Source organism: Fluviibacterium sp. S390 (assembly GCF_049800695.1).
Classification (GTDB): domain Bacteria; phylum Pseudomonadota; class Alphaproteobacteria; order Rhodobacterales; family Rhodobacteraceae; genus Meridianimarinicoccus.
Map to the genome: position 1 here is coordinate 201694 of NZ_JBNAFN010000002.1, position 17472 is coordinate 219165.

The window sequence follows — 17472 nt, forward strand, 5'->3', positions numbered from 1 at the left end:
GTCCCCGTTCCGTGAGTGGCCACCGACGGGCGGCCCTGGATCGGGTCCATCAAGAAAACCGGAAACCGGCTGCGCTCAACAGGTCTTCAAGGGGCGTAGCGCCATAGCGTGCAAAGACAGGGAATAGAGTTAGAGACGATCAAGGCGGCACAGCACGGCCCATCTTGCCTTCTGGCACATATTCTCTATATTAATGCCAAAGGAGAGAGCCATGCAGTTCGCCACGGTCCAGCCCGTCACCGCCCGCACCGATCTCCCCGCCATCACCGACGAGGAAGCGGCGGCGCTGGCGCGCACAACGGTCAACCTGTTCCGCGCCTGGGAGCTGACGGACGCCGAAGCCCGCACCCTGCTCGGCGACATGGCGCAGCGCACCTGGGCGCGGTGGAAGACCGGCGATATCGGCCGGATCGACCGCGACCTACGCGCGCGGATGGCGATCCTGATGGGGATCCACAAGGCGCTGCGCTATGTGTTCACCGACCCTGCCCGGGGCTATGCCTGGATCCGCAAGCCGAACGCCGCCTTCGCGGGCCGAAGTGCGCTGGACGTCATGCTCCGGGGCGAGATCACCGACCTGATCGACCTGCGGGCCTATCTCGATGCCGAACGGGGTGCCTGGTGAATGTCCCTGTCCGGCGCGTGACCTGGCCGCGCACGGTCCGCATCATCCGCTCGATCCACCCGCCGATCGACCTTTTCGAGGACATCGCCGATCCGGCCGACTGGGAGGCGCTGGCCTCGGCCGAGGCCAAGTTCAACCCGCGCATCCGCGAGAGCATCGGCGATCTGTCCAAGGTGCCCGTCGCCCGCCGCGTGACCGGGCCCGGTGCGAGCTGGGTCATGGCACCTTTCGTGCATTGCTCGCCGCGCCGTCCGGGGCGGTTTTCGGATGGCAGCTTCGGCCTCTACTACGCCGGCGACCGCACCGAGGTGGCGATCGCCGAGACCATCCATCACCACGCCCGCTTCATGCGCGCCACCGACGAGGCGCCGGGCTGGACCTCGCAGTTCCGCGAGCTGATCGGGTCGATCGACGCGGATCTCGACGAGGCAGCGGGCCGCGCCGATCTGCTGGATCCGGACGACTACCGTGCCTCGCAACTCTTCGGAGCGGAGCGCCGCGCAGCCGGCTCGAACGGCATCACATGGCCCAGTGTGCGATTTCCCGAGGGTCAGTGCATCGCCGTCTTCTGGCCCGACGTGATCCCGATCCCGACCCAAGGGGCGCATTTCGCGTATCACTGGGATGGGGAACGGGTGGACTACGTGAAGCGGATGGACGATGGGGAGGTGTGGCAGGTTAAGTAGGCGGCTTGCGCCTTCCTGCCACAGGTCTCCAGAGGAATGATTCAGTCACCCCCTGGTAGCAAGGACAGTCCAAGTTCCTTGAGAAAGCCGTTGTGCCTCGAGGTTGCCTCGCGCACCTGCTTCTCGATATCGACAAGTTGCACTTGGGTGTCGTCCAGAGCGATCTCTTCTTCCTCAACGGCGGTGCTAATGTATCGCGAGATGTTGAGGTTGTAGCCTTCTTCCGCGATGCGCTCCATGCTCACGCGCTTTGAGTAGCGGTCCTCTTCCTTGCGGAACTGGTACGTTTCAATGATCTTGCCGATGTGCTCATCCGTCAGCTGGTTCTGACGCTTGCCCTTCGCAAAGTGCTCCGCCGCGTTGATGAACAGGACGTCATCCGGTTTTTTGCACTTCTTTAGGACGAGAATGCAGACCGGGATGCCGGTCGAGTAGAATAGGTTCGCTGGCAGGCCGATTACCGTGTCGATGTGACCGTCCTTCAGCAGCTTCGTACGGATACGCTCCTCTGCCCCACCCCGGAAAAGCACGCCGTGAGGGAGGATGATGGCCATAACGCCCTCATCCTTCAGAAAGTGAAACCCGTGCAGCAGGAAGGCGAAGTCGGCGGCAGACTTTGGCGCTAGACCGTAGTTCTTGAACCGCACATCATCGCCCATCGCTTCGGTCGGCTCCCAGCGGAAACTGAAAGGCGGGTTTGCCACGACGGCATCGAAGGAGGGCTTCTTGGCGGGGTTCAGTTCGCGCAGGATATCCCAATCATTGGCCAGAGTATCGCCGTGGTAGATTTCAAATTCGGTGTCCTTCACCCCGTGCAACAGCATGTTCATGCGGGCGAGGTTGTAGGTCGTGATGTTGCTTTCTTGGCCGAAAATCTTGCCAATGCCGTGTGTACCCATCCGCTTGCGAACGTTCAGCAAGAGCGAGCCCGATCCGCAGGCAAAGTCCAACACGCTTGCCAAACGATCTTTCTGACCCGTCGCGGGTTCCTGGCTGTCTAGGGTCACGATCGCCGACAGAATGTCGGAAATCTGCTGCGGGGTGTAGAACTCGCCGGCCTTCTTGCCCGAACCGGCGGCGAACTGTCCGAGCAGGTACTCATAAGCATCGCCAAGATGATCCACCTCGGACGAGAACTCGGCCAACCCGCGGGCGATCTCGGCGATGATTGAGCACAGTTTCTTGTTCTTGTCCGCCTGCGTCTTGCCCAGCTTTTCCGAGTAAAGGTTGATCTCGGAGAACAGGCCACCGAAGGTGCTCTGGAAGGACTCGGTTTCAATATACTTGAAACCTCTATCTAGCGTCAGCAGTAGCTCATCGCTTTGCCTACGGGCTAGGTCAGCAATATTGTTCCACAGATAGGGTGGCTGAATTACATAGTGCACCTTGCGACGCATCTGCTTTTCGAATTCAGCGACATCGTCGGGGTTACGCCGATACCAGAGCTGCAACGGAGTTGCGATGTCCGACTGCTTCGGATCTGCAATATCCAGTGGTATCTCTTCGATGTTCCGTGCGCTCTGCCGAGCTTTTGCAGCCTTCTCAGCTGCTTCGGCCCTCAGGGCCGAAACCCGTTCCCGTTCCGCCGCGACGTCCGAGTCACTCGGATAGTCCTCCCCCAGTTCTCGCTTCGCTGCCGCCTCGTAGTTGCCCGAGAGGTAGCGCAGGAACAGGAAGGACAGCATGTAATCCCGGAAATCGTCGGCATTCATCGCACCGCGCAGCGTGTCGGCGACTTTCCAGAGCGTCTTGCCTAGTTCTTGTTGAGTTTCATCGTTCATTGTGCGGGTACTTCCTCGGGAACGGGCGCGGGCGCCGGGGCTGCGGGCTTGGCAGGAGCGGCACCCGGTAGGGCGAACTCGAACCGCGTGACGAAATCGCGGAGGATGCGGCGGAAGAGTTCCCTGTTGTCCTCGCCCATCTCGGTCGGTTCATGGATGGCATAGGCGCCGTGGCTCAGGAGGTTCAGAGCTCGGTTGAACAGCGCTCTGTCCTCATCGTTGTCGAGCGACTTCAGACAAAAGGCAATGCTCGGGTGCCCGAAGAAAGACGCTGTCTTCTCCATAACACTGCGCAAAGCGTTGAAGTGGAAGGTATATAGCTTCCCTTTCTTCGGATCAGCAGCGCGCTGCAACTCGGCGAGCGTCGCCACGTGGTGAAAGAAGGGCGTGTCTTCCGTCGCTTGAAGCAAATAGGTGCCATCACCGTTTGGCCGGTGCAGGAAATACCGCCGATGAGCAACAGAAGGCGCCTCATCAATCTTCCGGCCCACTTCGTTGCACATCACGTTGAAGAACAGCGCGTGATGGGACGAGAAGATCACCTTGATCGGGGCTAGATTCCCGTCTGCATCCTTTCGCGTGGCCGCCCGACGCAGGAGCTTGGCCAGATCACAGGCGACGGAAATTGCGTTGTTGTCGTCCAGCGACGAGATCGGGTCATCGATGTAGAGATATTTCTTCCCCTGATAGGATTCATGCCCATCCAGCATCCGTTCGCAGATGGCCATAAAGACGCACCAGATGAAGATGTTCTGTTCGCCGCGCGATACCTTGATGTTGGTCTCGCCGCCTTTGCTGAAGCTCACATAGTCCGGTTTGAACAGCTTCTCGCCACCCTGCTCGACCTCCTTGTAGGTGAAATCGAACTCGAAGTCGGCGTAACGGGATAGGTAACGGGCGATGGTTTCGTCCAGTGCAAGTTCGGTCATCGCGTTGAAGAAAGACGACTGCTCGTTCAGTTGCAGGCGGCGCAGGCTGTCGCCGTCCAGGTCGTTTTCCCAGACGAACAGATCCTCGGTAAAGGCGTTGAAATAGAGCGTGTCGGGGGTTCCGGTCGGGTTCTTCGTCTTGTGCTTGCGCTTGCCAGCGTCCTTGAACTCCATCGACAGGCGTGTCTTGCCAGTCCGGTTGTAGGCGTAAATCAGAACGAGCGCAGTCGGCTTTGTGGGGTTGTTCAAATCGTCGCGCAGCCGGGCCACCAGCGTTCTCAGGCTCTTGTAGGTGCTCATGCGTTAAGCTCCCTGAGCCGGGGGAAGAGCTGCTGCATCAGCCCTTTCTTGTGGGTCTTGAGCGTGTCGAGCTTTTGAACCTCGGCGGAGATTAGTTCGTCGAGGGAGGCGAGGCACTCTGCGATGCGCTGTTGTTCGCAGGGCGATGGAAGTAGCATCTCGATTTTGACAAGGTCCGACTTCTTTACATGGACAAACGAAGCTTTGAACCCATGCGTCCTTCTTGCAATTTCTTCTTCAACCCTCGTAAGGACCAGTAACGCGAACTGTAATTTGACCTTCTGCTCATCCATCAGCACCTTGAAAATATGCTGATTCAAGACGCCAGACGGGCCATTCCAAATACGAGCACCAAAAGACGAACCCAGTGTTCCAGACCAAGCAAATAGTAAATCACCTGGTTCGACGCGGTTTCGTTCTGGCACTGGCTTTTGGGAATAATTGAACTCTGCGGATGGGTCATTCAGGTTCTGGATGCGGATGATTGGAGTCCCGCTCGGTTGCCAATCCTCAGGCTTGAAGGCGCATCCGTTAATGAGGCTAAACATCTCTCCAATCGTCCGAACCTCCCATTGCCCCGCTCCTTCGAACTCGGCGAAGCGGAGGCGGGGTTGGGTTTCACCTTCCTGGGGGAAAAGCTGTTGCATCAGGCCTTTCTTGTGGGTCCTCAGCGCCTCCAACTTCCGCCCCTGCGCGGCAATTAACGCGTCCACCGAGTCCAAGCATTCGGCGATCTTTTGTTGTTCAGGCAGGCTGGGAGTCGGAATTTCGACGTTGAAGAAAGTCTCTTTGCTGATGTTCAGCAAGCCATTGCTGCGCGCACCGCTAGTAATGTGCCTTTGAAGCTGCTTCCCATGCTGGTTCAGCTCGAAGCAATTCTGAAAGAACCCGTTCGCGTAGCCATCCTTGAGGCGGAAGGCGATGAACACGTTAGGTGCAGCCGCCTCACCCCAGTATTGCAAGAGATAGACACACCCCTGCGGAAACTTCAGAGAGTTGCCTTTGTTGAAAACAAAGTCGCCATCGCGAACCAGTGTGTAACGCTGATACTGGCCGCCCGAGATATCCCGCCCGAATTTCTCGGCTTGGGGCACAAATCCGATTCCGGCGGAAATGCTGACTGGGGTAAGCTTCCTTTCGCCTACAGGTTTATCTACCGGAACCGAAGCCTTCCGCAGGCTTACCGGTTTCCATGCCGGGGCATTCTGGAATTCGGGAAAGCGCAAGGTGGGCACCAATGCGGTCCCGCTACTCTCTCCGGCTGACGATCTTGCTTTACTGCTCATAAGCGCTCAGCCCCGAAATCTCGCGCCCACTGGCCCGCTTCAGCAGCAGCGGCATCAGGTCGGCCATCAGGTCCAGTTCCTTGACCCGCCGCGTCTTCCAATTCAGGCCAAGGGGTTCCATCAGATCGGTGAGCTGTTCGCCGTCAAAGATCATGCGTTGCAGGATGGTGTCGACAAAGTCTTGCAGCGCCTCGGTCGTCAGGCCGTGCCTGTCCGCTATGTCCGCCAGTTCCGCCGCGTTCTTCTCCGCCTTGAAGCGGCTGTAGCCGTCGCGGATGGCCCTTTCGCTGAGCCCCTCGCCCGCCTTGAGGGTCTTGATATAGGCCGCGATATCCTCGCGCTCGTCCATGAACTTGGCGTCGGACTGGATCAGGCCGATCAGCTCCTCGCGGCTCATCTTCTGCTTGCCGGGCGTCGCCTCGGAATAGCGGGCGATCAGGCCCATGATGTAGTCATAGTCGATCACGGCCGAGGCGAAGAGGACGAACTCGAAGTCCAGTTGGTCGGCGTCCTGGCTCGGCTTGCCATCGGCGGGATCGATGCCCTTGCCTTGCTGGGCCCTCAAGCGTTGGGCCGTTTCGAGATAGGCACCGCGGAAGCCCAAGAGGTTGTCGCGCGGCAGGACCTGTTCGATGTCACTGCGGTTTTCGTCAGTGAGGTCAGTGTACTGATCAAGCTGGGTCTTGAGCCGTTGAACCTCTTTGAAATGCTCGATAAACGACGCACGCGCCGCGTCGCCCTTGAGGTTGGGAACGGCTTCGGGGGCACAATCCAGGCCTTGGGACTTCATGAAGGCGTCGAGCTTCTGCACCGCGCTTTCCAGTTTCTGGATAACCACGGGGGCCTTGTCTACCAACCAGATTTCGCGGGCCTTTTCGGCAGCGGCTTCACCTGAGAACAGCGCGATGGCGGCATCGACCGCGCCCTGTTGCTGGCGGAAGTCGAGGATGTTGCCATAGGGTTTGGTGGCGTTCAGCACCCGGTTCGTGCGCGAGAAGGCCTGGATCAGGCCATGATGCTTCAGGTTCTTGTCGACGTAGAGGGTGTTCAGGAACTTGGAGTCAAAACCGGTCAGCAACATGTCGACGACAATCGCGATGTCGATCTTGTGCTGTGGCTGATTGGGATAAGCCGTTTTCAGGTCGGTATCCGGCCATTGCTGGTCTTTGATGCGCTTCTGCACATCCTGATAGTACAGGTCGAATTCGCCGATCTTGTGGTTGGTGCCGTAGTGGGCGTTGTAGTCGGCGAGGATGGCCTTAAGCGCCTCCTTCTTCTTATCGGGTTCGACCGCGTTGTCTTCCTTCTCCTGCGGCAGGTCCTCCTGGATCTGCCTTACGTCCGGATTGCCCTCGGCGGGCGGGGAGAAAACGCAGGCGATGTTCAGTGGTTGGAAGCTGGGATCGGCAGCCAACTTCTCAGCCTGCATGGTCTTGAAGAGTGCGTGATATTCGATGGCGTCATTGATCGACGATGTGGCAAGCAGGGCGTTGAAACGACGCTGACCGGTGGCTTGGTCATGCTTGGCGAGGATCGCCTCGATCACGGCCCGTTTCGCCAGAGGTTCGCCCGGCTTGGGCAGGGTTTTGCCCTGTGGCTTGAAGTAATCGACATGGAACCGCAGGACGTTGCCGTCCTCGATGGCGTGGGTGATCGTGTAGGTGTGAAGGCGCTGCTGGAAGAGGTCTTCCGTCGTCTTCATGCTGGCTTGGGTGTCTTCGATCTTCTGCTGGGCGGCATTTTGGTCGAAGATGGGCGTTCCCGTAAAGCCGAAGAGTTGGGCACGCGGGAAGAACTCCTTGATGGCCCTATGGTTCTCGCCGAACTGGGAACGGTGGCATTCGTCAAAGATGAAGGCGATACGCTTGTCGCGCAGGGGCTCCAACTGTTCCTTGAAGCTCTTCTTGCCGTCCTTCTTCTGCTGCTTGTTGCGCTTGCTGTTTTCGTCCAGTGCGAGCCCAAGCTTCTGGATCGTACAGACGATAACCTTGTCGGCGTAATCATCCGAAACAAGACGGCGAACAAGGGAAGCGGTGTTGGTGTTTTCCTCGACGCATCCTTCCTGAAACTTGTTGAACTCCTCGCGCGTCTGTCGATCGAGGTCCTTGCGGTCCACAACAAAGAGGCACTTCTCAATGTCGGGATTGTCCTTCAAAAGCGTTGACGCTTTGAAGGACGTAAGCGTCTTGCCGCTGCCAGTCGTGTGCCAGATGTAGCCATTGCCGCAGTCTTGGGCGATGGAGTCGACAATCGCTTTCACCGCATAGACTTGATACGGCCGCATCATCAGGAGCTTTTGCTCGCTTGCCACAAGAACCATGTAGCGGCTGATCGTCTGGCCGAGGGTGCATTTTGCGAGAAACGTTTCGGCGAAGCTGTCGAGATGCACAATCTTCTTGTTTTCGACATCCGCAAATTCATAGACCGGCAGAAAGCGCTCGTCGGCATTGAAGGAAAAATGGCGGGTGTTATTGTTCGCGAAATAGAAAGTCCGATCGCGATTACTCACGATAAAGAGCTGCAGAAAGCACAGAATGGTCCTAGTGTAGCCGTTGCCGGGGTCGTTCTTGTAATCGACGATCTGCTCCATGGCACGACGCGGGCTTATGCCGAGTGTCTTAAGCTCTATCTGAACGACCGGCACGCCGTTGATCAAAAGTATGACATCATAGCGATGGTGGCTATTGTCTGTGTTGATTCGGAGCTGGTTGACTACCTCAAAGGAATTCTTGCACCAGTCCTTGATGTTAACGAGCGTGTAGTTCAGCGGCGTGCCGTCATCGCGCGTGAAGTTGTTCCGCTCGCGAAGGATACGAGCTGATGTGAAAACGTCTGCGGTAACGACTTCATCGAGCAACCGCTGAAATTCGCCGTCAGTGAGCGTGACACGATTTAGCTGTTCGAACTTCTGCCTGAAGTTCTCTTCCAGCTTTGCTCGATCACGAATATCGGGTCGATACTCATATTTGAGATCGCGGAGCTTTGCGACCAGATCCTCTTCAAGATCGCGCTCTGCTTTGCTCATGGTCGTTTCAGCAGTCATCGTATGATCATGCCCATCGACCGCATCACGTTTCTCGTTCTGATGTGGAAAGCTTCGTTACGCCCGAAATCTTGACGTAAGGGACCTTCAATCACTTCTTTACAACTTAACAGCTTAATCACTCATCCGCCCCATTGGTCTTATTGTTGGGGCTGCTTTTTTGGCCCACTTCAATACCCTTCAAACGATCGTACTCTTCGATTGCCATGACCACAACGACGGGTCTGCCGTGCTTTGCAACCGCGACCGGTTCAGTCCGAGCCAGATCGATCAGGCGGCCGAAGCCGTACTTGGCGTCTTTCGCGCTTAGAGTATGCATGCTGCTCCCCGCCTAAGCTCTTGGATACTTTTGGCCATTTTGGCCGATCTTTGCAACATGTGCTATTCGGAAAGGAGCCTGAGCCCCTGGCTCGAGTAGTGGACATAGAACAGCCATGAAAAAGGTTCTTTAGGTCAATAGATTGGTCGGTCTTGTTCACGCTACACGGCCGGTGGCTCGAGCCCGCTGAAAGTATCGAAGCGTGTGTATGGTCAACGCATGATCTCAAGTTGAACATATTGCGATGACATGCTGGCCTGCAATCGTCTTCGGGATCACTGATCCCCCACCACCTCATCAGCGAACCATCGCCCCTTCTGCACCCGCTTGCCCAAGGTCTCGACAAATCCGTCGAACCGTTCCCGCCCTTTGGCCTGCGCCGCGGCCTGCTGCTCAGGCGCAATCGGCGGGGTGATGGTGAGCCAGAAGCGGACGAAGAGCGCGAGGGTCTCGGTCGTGATCCGCTGGTCTCGTTCGAGGCGGGCGACTTGGCGGGAGAGGCGATCGAGGCGGCGCGTTAGGGCGGCCTCCTGCATGTCGGCGTGATCGGGTGAGAGGAAGGATTCGACCGCCGCCTCGACGAATGCCGAGCGGGTCACGCGTTTCCGGTCGGCGATGTCATTGATCCGCCCGATGAGTTCGGCTGGCAGGGACAGATTGAGACGGTCGCGCATGGATGTGCCCTCAGAGATCGATGCCGTCATTGCGGTCGAGGGAAGCCTGCCGGGCCACCTGCCCCATTTGCTTGCGTAGGGCCTGCCGTTGTCGTGCAGCTTCCTCCGTTTCGTCGTCGAGCATCATCTCGAATTCACGTGCCGATTCGGCGGTCTTTTCAGGGGCTACGGCCACATGCTCAGCCAACTCCGGTTCCCGACGCAGGCCTGCGTTCGCCTCATCAGCTTCACCCGACGGCACCGATGCGCACGAGGGTGTATCGGTTTTGATGGTCGGGAAAGATGACCATGGATCATCCTGCATCATCGGCATGCCTTGCTGCGGTTCTGGCGGCGGCACCATGCGATCGACGAACCGCCTGTCCTCGAAATACCGCGCCTTCTTCGCCCGGATCGGCGGGGAACCTGCAACCATGACGATTTCATCGTCGGGCGGGAGCTGCATGATCTCGCCCGGCGTCAGCAGCTGGCGCGCCGTCTCGGAGCGCGAGACCATGAGGTGACCCAGCCAGGGCGCCAGCCGGTGGCCGGCGTAGTTCCTCATCGCCTTCATCTCGGTTGCCGTTCCAAGCGCATCCGAGACACGCTTGGCGGTCCTTTCGTCATTGGTCGCGAAACTCACGCGGACATGGCAGTTGTCGAGGATGGCGTTGTTCTGGCCATAGGCCTTCTCGATTTGGTTGAGCGACTGGGCGATCAGGAAGCTCTTGATCCCGTAGCCCGCCATGAAGGCCAGCGCGCTTTCGAAGAAATCGAGCCGCCCGAGTGCGGGGAATTCGTCGAGCATCATGAGCACGCGATGACGGCGGCGCGTGTCCTTCAGATCCTCGGTCAGACGGCGACCGATCTGGTTCAGCACGAGCCGGATCAGCGGCTTGGTGCGCGAGATGTCCGAGGGCGGCACGACGAGGTAGAGGGTCGTCGGGTGTTCTGCCCCGATCAGATCGTCGATCCGCCAGTCGCAGCGCCTGGTCACATGGGCGACAACCGGGTCGCGGTAGAGGCCGAGGAAAGACATGGCCGTCGAGAGAACCCCTGAGCGTTCGTTGTCGGACTTGTTCAGAAGCTCCCGCGCGGTCGAGGCAATGACCGGATGCGGGCCGGCCTCTCCCAGATGACGCGCCGCCATCATGGCTTCGAGCGTTTTCTCGATCGGACGGCGCGGGTCGGACAGGAAACCGGCAACGCCGGCCAGGGTCTTGTCCGGTTCGGCATAAAGCACATGCAGGATCGCGCCGACCAACAACGAGTGCGAGGTTTTTTCCCAATGGTTGCGCTTCTCCAGAGAGCCTTCGGGATCGACAAGCACATCGGCCACGTTCTGGACATCGCGAACCTCCCACTCACCTCGACGCACTTCGAGCAACGGATTATAGGCGGCAGAGGTCATGCTGGTCGGATCGAAACGCAGCACCCGGCCATGGCGCGCGCGGAACCCGGCCGTCAGGTCCCAGTTCTCGCCCTTGATGTCGTGCACGATGGCGGAGCCCGGCCAGGTCAGGAGCGACGGGACAACAAGGCCCACGCCCTTTCCTGACCGGGTCGGCGCGAAGCAGAGTACATGCTCCGGCCCGTCATGGCGCAGGTAGTGCTGATCCAGCTTGCCCAGCACGACACCATCGGAACCCAGCAGCCCGGCGGCCTCGACTTCGGCCCTGTTCGCCCAACGGGCAGTACCATAGGTATCGACGTCGGCGGCCTCGCGCGCCCGGATCACGGACATGGTTATGGCGACAGCGATGGAAATGAACCCGCCCGAGGCCGCGATCGCGCCGCCCTCCCAGAACACCGTGCGCGCATAGGCATCGTAGAAGTACCACCACCAGAAGAAGGCGGGCGGCGGGTAGATCGGCATGCCGAAGGCCTCGAACCACGGGCTGCCCAGCTGCGCCTGAAACCCCAAGCGCCAGGCCACCCATTGCGTCGCGCCCCAAGTCGTCGTGAGCACGATCAGGAAGACGGCGAGGATCTGGCCCCAGAGGATTTTCGTAGCGGTCATGGTCAGGGTCCTTTCGTCAGATTCCGAGCCCGCGCTTGCGCCCGAGGCTCCAGTCGATCCCACCGCCGCCGCGCGCGATCCCGGTGATGTGCTGGCCAAGACGGGGCTCGATCTCTCGGGACCAGGGGACGAGTTGGAAACTGCGACCGCCGTCAGGGCAGATACCCTCGATCATCGCGTAGCGGCCGGAGGACAGACGGAGTTGTCGGGTGTAGATGCCGGACACATGCTCACCGGACTTTGCCGGACGATGTGGCAAGCCTGTCTCGGCCTCGAGCGTGCGGCCCGTGGCGTCGAGCTCGCGCTGCCGCAGGGTCGCGAGGAGGTTGCGCTGGAAGATGATCCGCTGTCCCTGCCTGTGGGCCAGCCCTTCATCCATCAGATGCTCGGCGCGGGCATCGAGCGCCTCCCGGACCTCCGCCCCGAACCCACCCATCGCAAGCGGCATGCGGGAACGTTCGACCAGACGGTGATCGAGCCAGGTCGCGCCGAGCGCGGTGATCTGGCCTTGCAGGTCAAGATCGGACCGGTTAGCCAGGACAAGCGTCGGGCGCGGATCGTCCGGACTTCCGAAGCGGCGGACCTCGACGATGCCGCCAGACGCGGGCGTGTGCTCGAAGGCGTCCAGACCGCGAAACCGGACATGATGCGCGCGTCCGTCCGTGCCGTCGATCACGGCATAGGCGGCGCCTGTTTGTTCATCATGCAAGCCGGTCTCGACTAGCCGCCCGATGATCGGGTCCCCAGCCCCGCCGCCGTCGATAGCGAAGTCGGAGAAGCCGCGGTCCTGCCCGCGCTCGGCGAAGGCGCGGTGCATGGTTTTGATGATGTCGCCACGCTCGCCCAGATCGCGGAGCGTGCGTTCGGCCTCGAGTCCCAGCATCCATTCGCCGGGGCGGCCGTCGGAGGCGAGACCGAGTTTGCGAAGATGCTGAAGGCGGCCGATCATCAACCGGCGGATTTGCGGATCCTCAGGTCCGGGTGCTGAGGGCCGCAAATCAATGAAGCCGAGATCGTCGGCATGCTGGCGCAGCTCCCGGTCGAGGCGCGTCCAGCGTTCAGCCGTGACCTCCCGTTCGAGGGCATGCCGGATTTCGTGCTCCGGCTTGGGCCCGAGTTCCAGCGCGACCAGATCCTCAGCACGGGACCGCAGCCCGCTGCTGATGTGGTCGCGCGCGATGACGAGATCGCCGCCACGATCATCCACGCCGCGAACGATCAGATGCACATGCGGATTGTCGGTGTTCCAGTGGTCGACAGCGACCCAGTCGAGCCGCGTTCCGAGATCGGCCTCCATGCGGCGCGCGAGATCACGGGTGAAGCCGCGCAGGTCCTCCATCTCTGCGGCATCCTCGGGCGAGATGATGAAGCGGAAATGATGCCGGTCATCCTCGCATCGTGCTGCGAAGTCCGATCCATCCAGACCATCGGTCTCGGCATCGAAGAGCAGCCCCCTCGCCCCGTCCTGGCTGACGCCTTCGCGGCGCAGATAGGCGAGATGGGTCGAGAGCGGAGCCGCGCGATAGGCCCGGCCCTTGTGGCGGGCGATGCGGGCAGCGATCATGACCCGGCGCGATGACGAGAAAAGCCGCGATCTGCCAAATCGGTTTTGCCCGCGCCCAAAGCTAGAATGGCTTCGCTGTTTGCCGCCTGGCCGCGTCGAAACGTGACCTGCCTTGTGAGCAGCCCGCAGCACCTGGTCCACGAAGCCTTTCGGACGCGGGGAACGCGTGCTGCGGGGCTTTCCGGGCCTGATGCGGAAGTCTTGCTCGGGTTCGGTCATGCACAGCCCCATCCGAGGGCGGAAGTACCCCTGTGCATGCCGGAGCATTGAAATCGCAGGAAAAATCCTCGAAACCTGCACACGACCGACCGGCATGCACGCGAAAACGCCAGTCCTGTCAGGGACTTGCGGCATTCGTGGCATGCCCTTTTATCTTGCCCTTTTCTCTTCCCGCCCGTTGTCCGAGCGCGCCCTTCCGCCACGGTTGCGACATGGCCCTCCAGAGCCCGAGAAACCGCGATCGCGGTCATGGCCGTGTCTCCGCGCCGGGCCGGGCAACGAATAAGCCGGGATCTGGGGCGGCTGAACCCGTTTCAAGCGGCGGTCGCCCTGCATCCGGATTGCCGGCATTTCGCTGCGGACGCTCCGTCGATCTGTCGGTGAAGAGGGCCGCATCGCGCCAATCGGCGACGGTTTCGCGGCTCGGGAGCGGCGCAGTGCCGTCCAAGCGCGGAGCCAGCATCGCGACATAAGCGCGGGTCTCGGCGGGCAGCGGACGACCCTCCGAGAGGTATGCGTCATACCGGCCCGGCCCCGCATTGTAGGCGGCAAGCATTCCACCGACGGTGCCATAGCGATCGAGCATGGCGCGCAGATAGGCCGTGCCTGCAAGGATGTTGTCGCGCGAATCGAAAGGATCAGCGCCGAGACCGTGCTCCTGCCGCAAGACGGTCCATGTTCCGGGCATGACCTGCATAAGCCCCATGGCCCCGGCATGGCTGACCGCATGCGGATCGCCCGCGCTTTCGGCCTGCATCACGGCGCGAATCCAATGTTCCGGGATCGCAAAGCGCGCGGAGGCTTCGGCGATGGCGGCAGCATAAGGATCGCGGGCCGGATCACGGATGACGGCCGGAGTTTCGGCGAGAGCCGGACCACTGGTCGGTGTTGTCACGGCAAGGCCGGAAAGAAGGAAGGCAGCCCAGATTTGCGCGATGCAGGGTCGCTCGACCGTGATCCGGTTGCTGCGTTTCAAGCTGATCAGCGCCATCGCTCACGCCGCCCCGTTGCGCTTCGGCGGACGGGTCCACTGCAGCGACCAGACCGAACTTTCACCGTTGCGGAAGAGGTTGGCGCGGATGGGCTGCGCCAGCATCGGGTCATCGATGAGCACGGAGAAATACTCGCCGGCCTTCTCCCCGGTGCGCGCCCAGGCCGCGCCGATTTCACGGGCGAGGTCACCGTCTCCGTGCAAGAGGCGGTAGTCCGGGCCGTTCTCGGCCTCGGTCGCCTCGACCTTGTCGAGGGAGACCTCAAGTTCCAGTGTCAGCGTTCGGACATACCCCGCAAAGCCGGATTTCGTACGGGTGAATTCACCGATCTGGGGCATGGCGTGCCTCCTTTCTGTTGCGGTGTAGTGTGGGTTCTGGATGCGCCGGCTCTGCGGTGATGACGTCGTCGACGATCCAAAGTGGTGTCAGCCGGGCGGTGATCGTGGTAAGCGGCAACGGCCCGAAGTACCGCCCGTCCAGGCTGTCCGGCGCATCCGGGTTCACGAGGAAGACTTCGTCAGCTCCAAGTCGATGACAGCCCTGCCAGATGGGCAAAGCGCGGCCTACTCGGTCCTGCCCATGGGCCTCGCCGAGAAGACGATGATCGACGGTGACCCTGTCACCCGAGCGGCAGACCAAAGCGCCTTCGAGCGCCATGACATGCTTGAGCAGCGGCACGCCGCGCGGTAGGTACCCACGCGCATCGAGGTAGTCCGAAAGCGCTGGTGGCGGCCGAACCGCAACCAGATCTCCGACGGTCACTTGTTCAACCAGGTGCAACCGATAGAGACCTACTGGAACGCTCGCGCTGGCATTCCACAGTAAACGCGGCGACCATTGAACGATGACGGGAATGACGATCAGGGTGATCGACAGGACCGTCGTCCAGGCGATGGTGCGCCGCGCCTTCATAGCCCGAGACTCCGCCGCTTGAGCCAAGCCCGGTGCTGGAGACGGGTGTAGGGATGGGCCGCTTGCGCGGTGGTCAGGCGATTGTGGAGGTGTCGCCAGTAGTCCGGCGAGGCATCCGCCGGGTCGATACCGAGCACCTCCATCGCGTCGATGGCCTGCAAGACGCGTTCGACCTTGGGCCAGCCGTGGGTGGATAGCAGTAACGTGCCCCCCGGGCGCAGATAGGGCAGCGTCTGGATGGCGGTTCCGACTCTTGCCGCCTGCAGGACGTCGAAGAGCGAGAGGACCGTGCCATAGGCGTTGGCCGCCCAACGATTGACACCAAAGATGGCGCCCGGCGTGAAGCCGAAGCGGCGGCGGTGAGGACCAAGACGTTCTTCGCAGACCGGATCACCGAACCGGATCCACTGCTCGACCCGGCCTTCCTTCCACGTCAGTTCGACAAAGGTTAGGTCAGGATCGCGTCCATCTGTCTGCGCATCAAACTGGCGCGGTTGGGAGCGGACCGGGCTCATGTCTTCGCCCCCCTCGGCACGCCGATAGCCAGCTCAGGCACGTCCTCGCCAGGGCCGGATTTGAGGGGCTGAAAGCGTGCGCCCCCCGACTTGTCCCCAGCGAGCCGCGCGCAAGAAGAGTTAGATTCTATGTTAGACTCAAAGTTACGGGCACGAATTCTGCCGCCATTTGAAGAGGATGCGCCCGGTTCAGGTTCCCGATAGCACGAGGGTTCGGTTCCTGATGGCACGATACCGGGGGTTCCCGATGGCACGAGCCAATCCACAGCTTGTCCACAGGGCTCGAAGGCGAGCAATCGACGCCCCCGCGCCTCGATTTCGAGCGCCAGGCGATAGCCCGGCAAGGGCTGCCGGCGGATGATGTCCCGCAGCTCGAAGGCGAAGCGTTTGAAGGGAGAAAGGCTGCCGGATTTGACGTGGAGGTGCCGAAACTCGAACCGCCATCCTGCCCGTTGACGGCCACCATGCTTGCGCACCAGCCGATAGAGCCAGCGATCGAGGCCACTCGTCAGGTCGAAATACGCGCGGTCGATGGTGAGGATCAGCGCATCATCGAGCACCGCCCGGTAGAACCAGTCCGGCACGATCAGCTCGATCCCGTCCGGGCGGCTGCTCGCATCGGTCCGCTCCGTCCACTCGTTGATCCAGGAGAACCGGTGTCGACGCCCTTCGACGGGCTGGCGGATCGAGGTGCAGACCGTCGTCGACTGCAACCTGTCCAGCGCGGCCTTCAACCGATGATAATCCCGGGCCGACGTGCCGCGACCGATGAAGGTTAGGATCTGGTACGGCGTCGCCGCCATGAGCCGCGACGTACGCAACCCGGAATCGCGTGCCTCGACGATCTGGCTGGCGGCCCAGGTCAGAATATCCGCATCCCAGATCGTGGCCATCCCGTGGTCCGCCACGGCCTCGACACGGATTTCGACACCGCCCGCTGCGAACTCGATGGGTCGGGTGCGATGGCTCTTGGACAAGGAAAAGAAGGGATAGGACATGAGGTCCTGCGCGTCCCGCACCGCGAACTCGCCGGGGAGAGCGTGGAACAGATCGAGCTGGCCGCGTTCTGACGCATTGCGGGACATCTTGGACGCCTCGACCGGATCAGCGGAAGGCCCGGCCCGCGGGCGGGGTCGCGGTCAGCACATGGCGCTTCGCGGGTAGTACCCGGCCACCGCGCGGATCAGACGTCGAGGTCACAGCACCGCGCTGGACCCAGGCTTCGAGATCCTCGATCGAATAGACGACGCGTCCACCCAGCTTGTGATAGGCTGGACCCGTGCCATAGGTGCGGTGCTTCTCGAGGGTGCGCGCGGATAGGCTGAGGAACTGCGCGGCCTCCTTGGTCCGCAGATAGCGTGGCGGCAGGGGAGCGTGATCGGGTCGCATGGAAAGCCTCCGTGGGGTCCGTGAGGCCGCCGGACAAAGGCGGCTGGTTGCGGCCACGATGGCGAAGTGCGACAGGCTGGATGGAGTGCGAAGATGGGGGTGCGGTAATCGCACACTTGAAGAAGAGGTCGATTCGTCGACCATCTCTCGTGACTGTGAAACAGGAGAAAAGCGCTACAAGGCTTCGAACCCGCGGAATTGTTCCGTGAATATTTTGCGGTTGATTTTGTAAATCCGCG

Annotated in this window: 16 protein-coding genes; 2 read left to right on the forward strand and 14 right to left on the reverse strand. The window is 60.9% G+C overall.

Features of this window, described 5'->3' with window-relative positions:
- The first annotated feature begins 211 nt into the window (after positions 1–211).
- Positions 212–625 carry an MbcA/ParS/Xre antitoxin family protein gene (locus ACP15K_RS03000; protein ID WP_424989770.1) on the forward strand — a complete coding sequence of 138 codons (414 nt, stop codon included), beginning with the start codon at positions 212–214 and terminating at the stop codon, positions 623–625.
- Complete coding sequence (locus tag ACP15K_RS03005) at positions 622–1311, forward strand: RES family NAD+ phosphorylase (RefSeq protein ID WP_424989771.1); 690 nt, start codon at positions 622–624, stop codon at positions 1309–1311. The genes ACP15K_RS03000 and ACP15K_RS03005 overlap by 4 nt, the downstream gene beginning before the upstream one ends.
- A gap of 41 nt (positions 1312–1352) precedes the next feature.
- Here the strand turns inward: ACP15K_RS03005 and ACP15K_RS03010 are convergent, their stop codons facing one another.
- The 14 genes from ACP15K_RS03010 to ACP15K_RS03075 form a co-directional block, all read right to left on the reverse strand.
- The gene (locus tag ACP15K_RS03010; protein ID WP_424989772.1) at positions 1353–3092 is read right to left on the reverse strand and encodes a type I restriction-modification system subunit M; all 1740 of its coding nucleotides are present in this window, start codon (positions 3090–3092) and stop codon (positions 1353–1355) included.
- The gene (locus ACP15K_RS03015; protein ID WP_424989773.1) at positions 3089–4321 is read right to left on the reverse strand and encodes an AAA family ATPase; all 1233 of its coding nucleotides are present in this window, start codon (positions 4319–4321) and stop codon (positions 3089–3091) included. Before ACP15K_RS03015 ends, ACP15K_RS03010 begins: the two co-directional genes overlap by 4 nt.
- Positions 4318–5547, reverse strand: a complete 1230-nt coding sequence (locus tag ACP15K_RS03020; protein WP_424989774.1) for a restriction endonuclease subunit S — start codon at positions 5545–5547, stop codon at positions 4318–4320. Before ACP15K_RS03020 ends, ACP15K_RS03015 begins: the two co-directional genes overlap by 4 nt.
- A gap of 49 nt (positions 5548–5596) precedes the next feature.
- Positions 5597–8632 carry a type I restriction endonuclease subunit R gene (locus ACP15K_RS03025; protein ID WP_424989775.1) on the reverse strand — a complete coding sequence of 1012 codons (3036 nt, stop codon included), beginning with the start codon at positions 8630–8632 and terminating at the stop codon, positions 5597–5599.
- Between the two features lie 136 nt (positions 8633–8768).
- On the reverse strand, positions 8769–8969 hold the full coding sequence (locus ACP15K_RS03030; protein ID WP_424989776.1) for a type II toxin-antitoxin system Phd/YefM family antitoxin: 201 nt from the start codon (positions 8967–8969) through the stop codon (positions 8769–8771).
- Between the two features lie 275 nt (positions 8970–9244).
- On the reverse strand, positions 9245–9643 hold the full coding sequence (locus ACP15K_RS03035) for a ribbon-helix-helix protein, CopG family (protein WP_424989777.1): 399 nt from the start codon (positions 9641–9643) through the stop codon (positions 9245–9247).
- Positions 9644–9653: 10 nt separating this feature from the next.
- A complete protein-coding gene (locus ACP15K_RS03040) occupies positions 9654–11642 on the reverse strand; it encodes a conjugal transfer protein TraG (protein ID WP_424989778.1) in 1989 nt (662 codons plus the stop codon).
- A gap of 16 nt (positions 11643–11658) precedes the next feature.
- A complete protein-coding gene (locus ACP15K_RS03045) occupies positions 11659–13425 on the reverse strand; it encodes a relaxase/mobilization nuclease domain-containing protein (RefSeq protein ID WP_424989779.1) in 1767 nt (588 codons plus the stop codon).
- 247 nt (positions 13426–13672) lie between these two features.
- A complete protein-coding gene (locus tag ACP15K_RS03050) occupies positions 13673–14416 on the reverse strand; it encodes a lytic transglycosylase domain-containing protein (RefSeq protein ID WP_424989780.1) in 744 nt (247 codons plus the stop codon).
- A 3-nt stretch (positions 14417–14419) separates the two neighbouring features.
- Positions 14420–14755 (reverse strand): DUF736 domain-containing protein, encoded by a 336-nt coding sequence (locus ACP15K_RS03055; RefSeq protein ID WP_424989781.1) that lies wholly within the window; start codon positions 14753–14755, stop codon positions 14420–14422.
- Positions 14739–15329 (reverse strand): S26 family signal peptidase, encoded by a 591-nt coding sequence (locus ACP15K_RS03060; protein ID WP_424989782.1) that lies wholly within the window; start codon positions 15327–15329, stop codon positions 14739–14741. Before ACP15K_RS03060 ends, ACP15K_RS03055 begins: the two co-directional genes overlap by 17 nt.
- Positions 15326–15844, reverse strand: coding sequence for a DUF2840 domain-containing protein (locus tag ACP15K_RS03065; protein ID WP_424989783.1), 519 nt, complete (start codon positions 15842–15844; stop codon positions 15326–15328). Before ACP15K_RS03065 ends, ACP15K_RS03060 begins: the two co-directional genes overlap by 4 nt.
- Positions 15841–16929: a replication initiator protein A gene (locus ACP15K_RS03070; RefSeq protein ID WP_424989784.1), complete on the reverse strand. Its 1089-nt coding sequence runs from the start codon at positions 16927–16929 to the stop codon at positions 15841–15843. Before ACP15K_RS03070 ends, ACP15K_RS03065 begins: the two co-directional genes overlap by 4 nt.
- A 19-nt stretch (positions 16930–16948) precedes the next feature.
- Positions 16949–17233: a helix-turn-helix transcriptional regulator gene (locus ACP15K_RS03075; protein WP_038076323.1), complete on the reverse strand. Its 285-nt coding sequence runs from the start codon at positions 17231–17233 to the stop codon at positions 16949–16951.
- Positions 17234–17472: the final 239 nt, after the last annotated feature.

Excerpts from the sequence above, each read along its gene's own strand:
- ACP15K_RS03000 (WP_424989770.1), top strand. The coding sequence starts at position 212 with ATGCAGTTCGCCACGGTCCAGCCCGTCACCGCCCGCACCGATCTCCCC.
- ACP15K_RS03010 (WP_424989772.1), bottom strand. The coding sequence starts at position 3,092 with ATGAACGATGAAACTCAACAAGAACTAGGCAAGACGCTCTGGAAAGTC.
- ACP15K_RS03015 (WP_424989773.1), bottom strand. The coding sequence starts at position 4,321 with ATGAGCACCTACAAGAGCCTGAGAACGCTGGTGGCCCGGCTGCGCGAC.
- ACP15K_RS03025 (WP_424989775.1), bottom strand. The coding sequence starts at position 8,632 with ATGAGCAAAGCAGAGCGCGATCTTGAAGAGGATCTGGTCGCAAAGCTC.
- ACP15K_RS03030 (WP_424989776.1), bottom strand. The coding sequence starts at position 8,969 with ATGCATACTCTAAGCGCGAAAGACGCCAAGTACGGCTTCGGCCGCCTG.
- ACP15K_RS03035 (WP_424989777.1), bottom strand. The coding sequence starts at position 9,643 with ATGCGCGACCGTCTCAATCTGTCCCTGCCAGCCGAACTCATCGGGCGG.
- ACP15K_RS03040 (WP_424989778.1), bottom strand. The coding sequence starts at position 11,642 with ATGACCGCTACGAAAATCCTCTGGGGCCAGATCCTCGCCGTCTTCCTG.
- ACP15K_RS03045 (WP_424989779.1), bottom strand. The coding sequence starts at position 13,425 with ATGACCGAACCCGAGCAAGACTTCCGCATCAGGCCCGGAAAGCCCCGC.
- ACP15K_RS03050 (WP_424989780.1), bottom strand. The coding sequence starts at position 14,416 with ATGGCGCTGATCAGCTTGAAACGCAGCAACCGGATCACGGTCGAGCGA.
- ACP15K_RS03055 (WP_424989781.1), bottom strand. The coding sequence starts at position 14,755 with ATGCCCCAGATCGGTGAATTCACCCGTACGAAATCCGGCTTTGCGGGG.
- ACP15K_RS03060 (WP_424989782.1), bottom strand. The coding sequence starts at position 15,329 with ATGAAGGCGCGGCGCACCATCGCCTGGACGACGGTCCTGTCGATCACC.
- ACP15K_RS03065 (WP_424989783.1), bottom strand. The coding sequence starts at position 15,844 with ATGAGCCCGGTCCGCTCCCAACCGCGCCAGTTTGATGCGCAGACAGAT.
- ACP15K_RS03070 (WP_424989784.1), bottom strand. The coding sequence starts at position 16,929 with ATGTCCCGCAATGCGTCAGAACGCGGCCAGCTCGATCTGTTCCACGCT.
- ACP15K_RS03075 (WP_038076323.1), bottom strand. The coding sequence starts at position 17,233 with ATGCGACCCGATCACGCTCCCCTGCCGCCACGCTATCTGCGGACCAAG.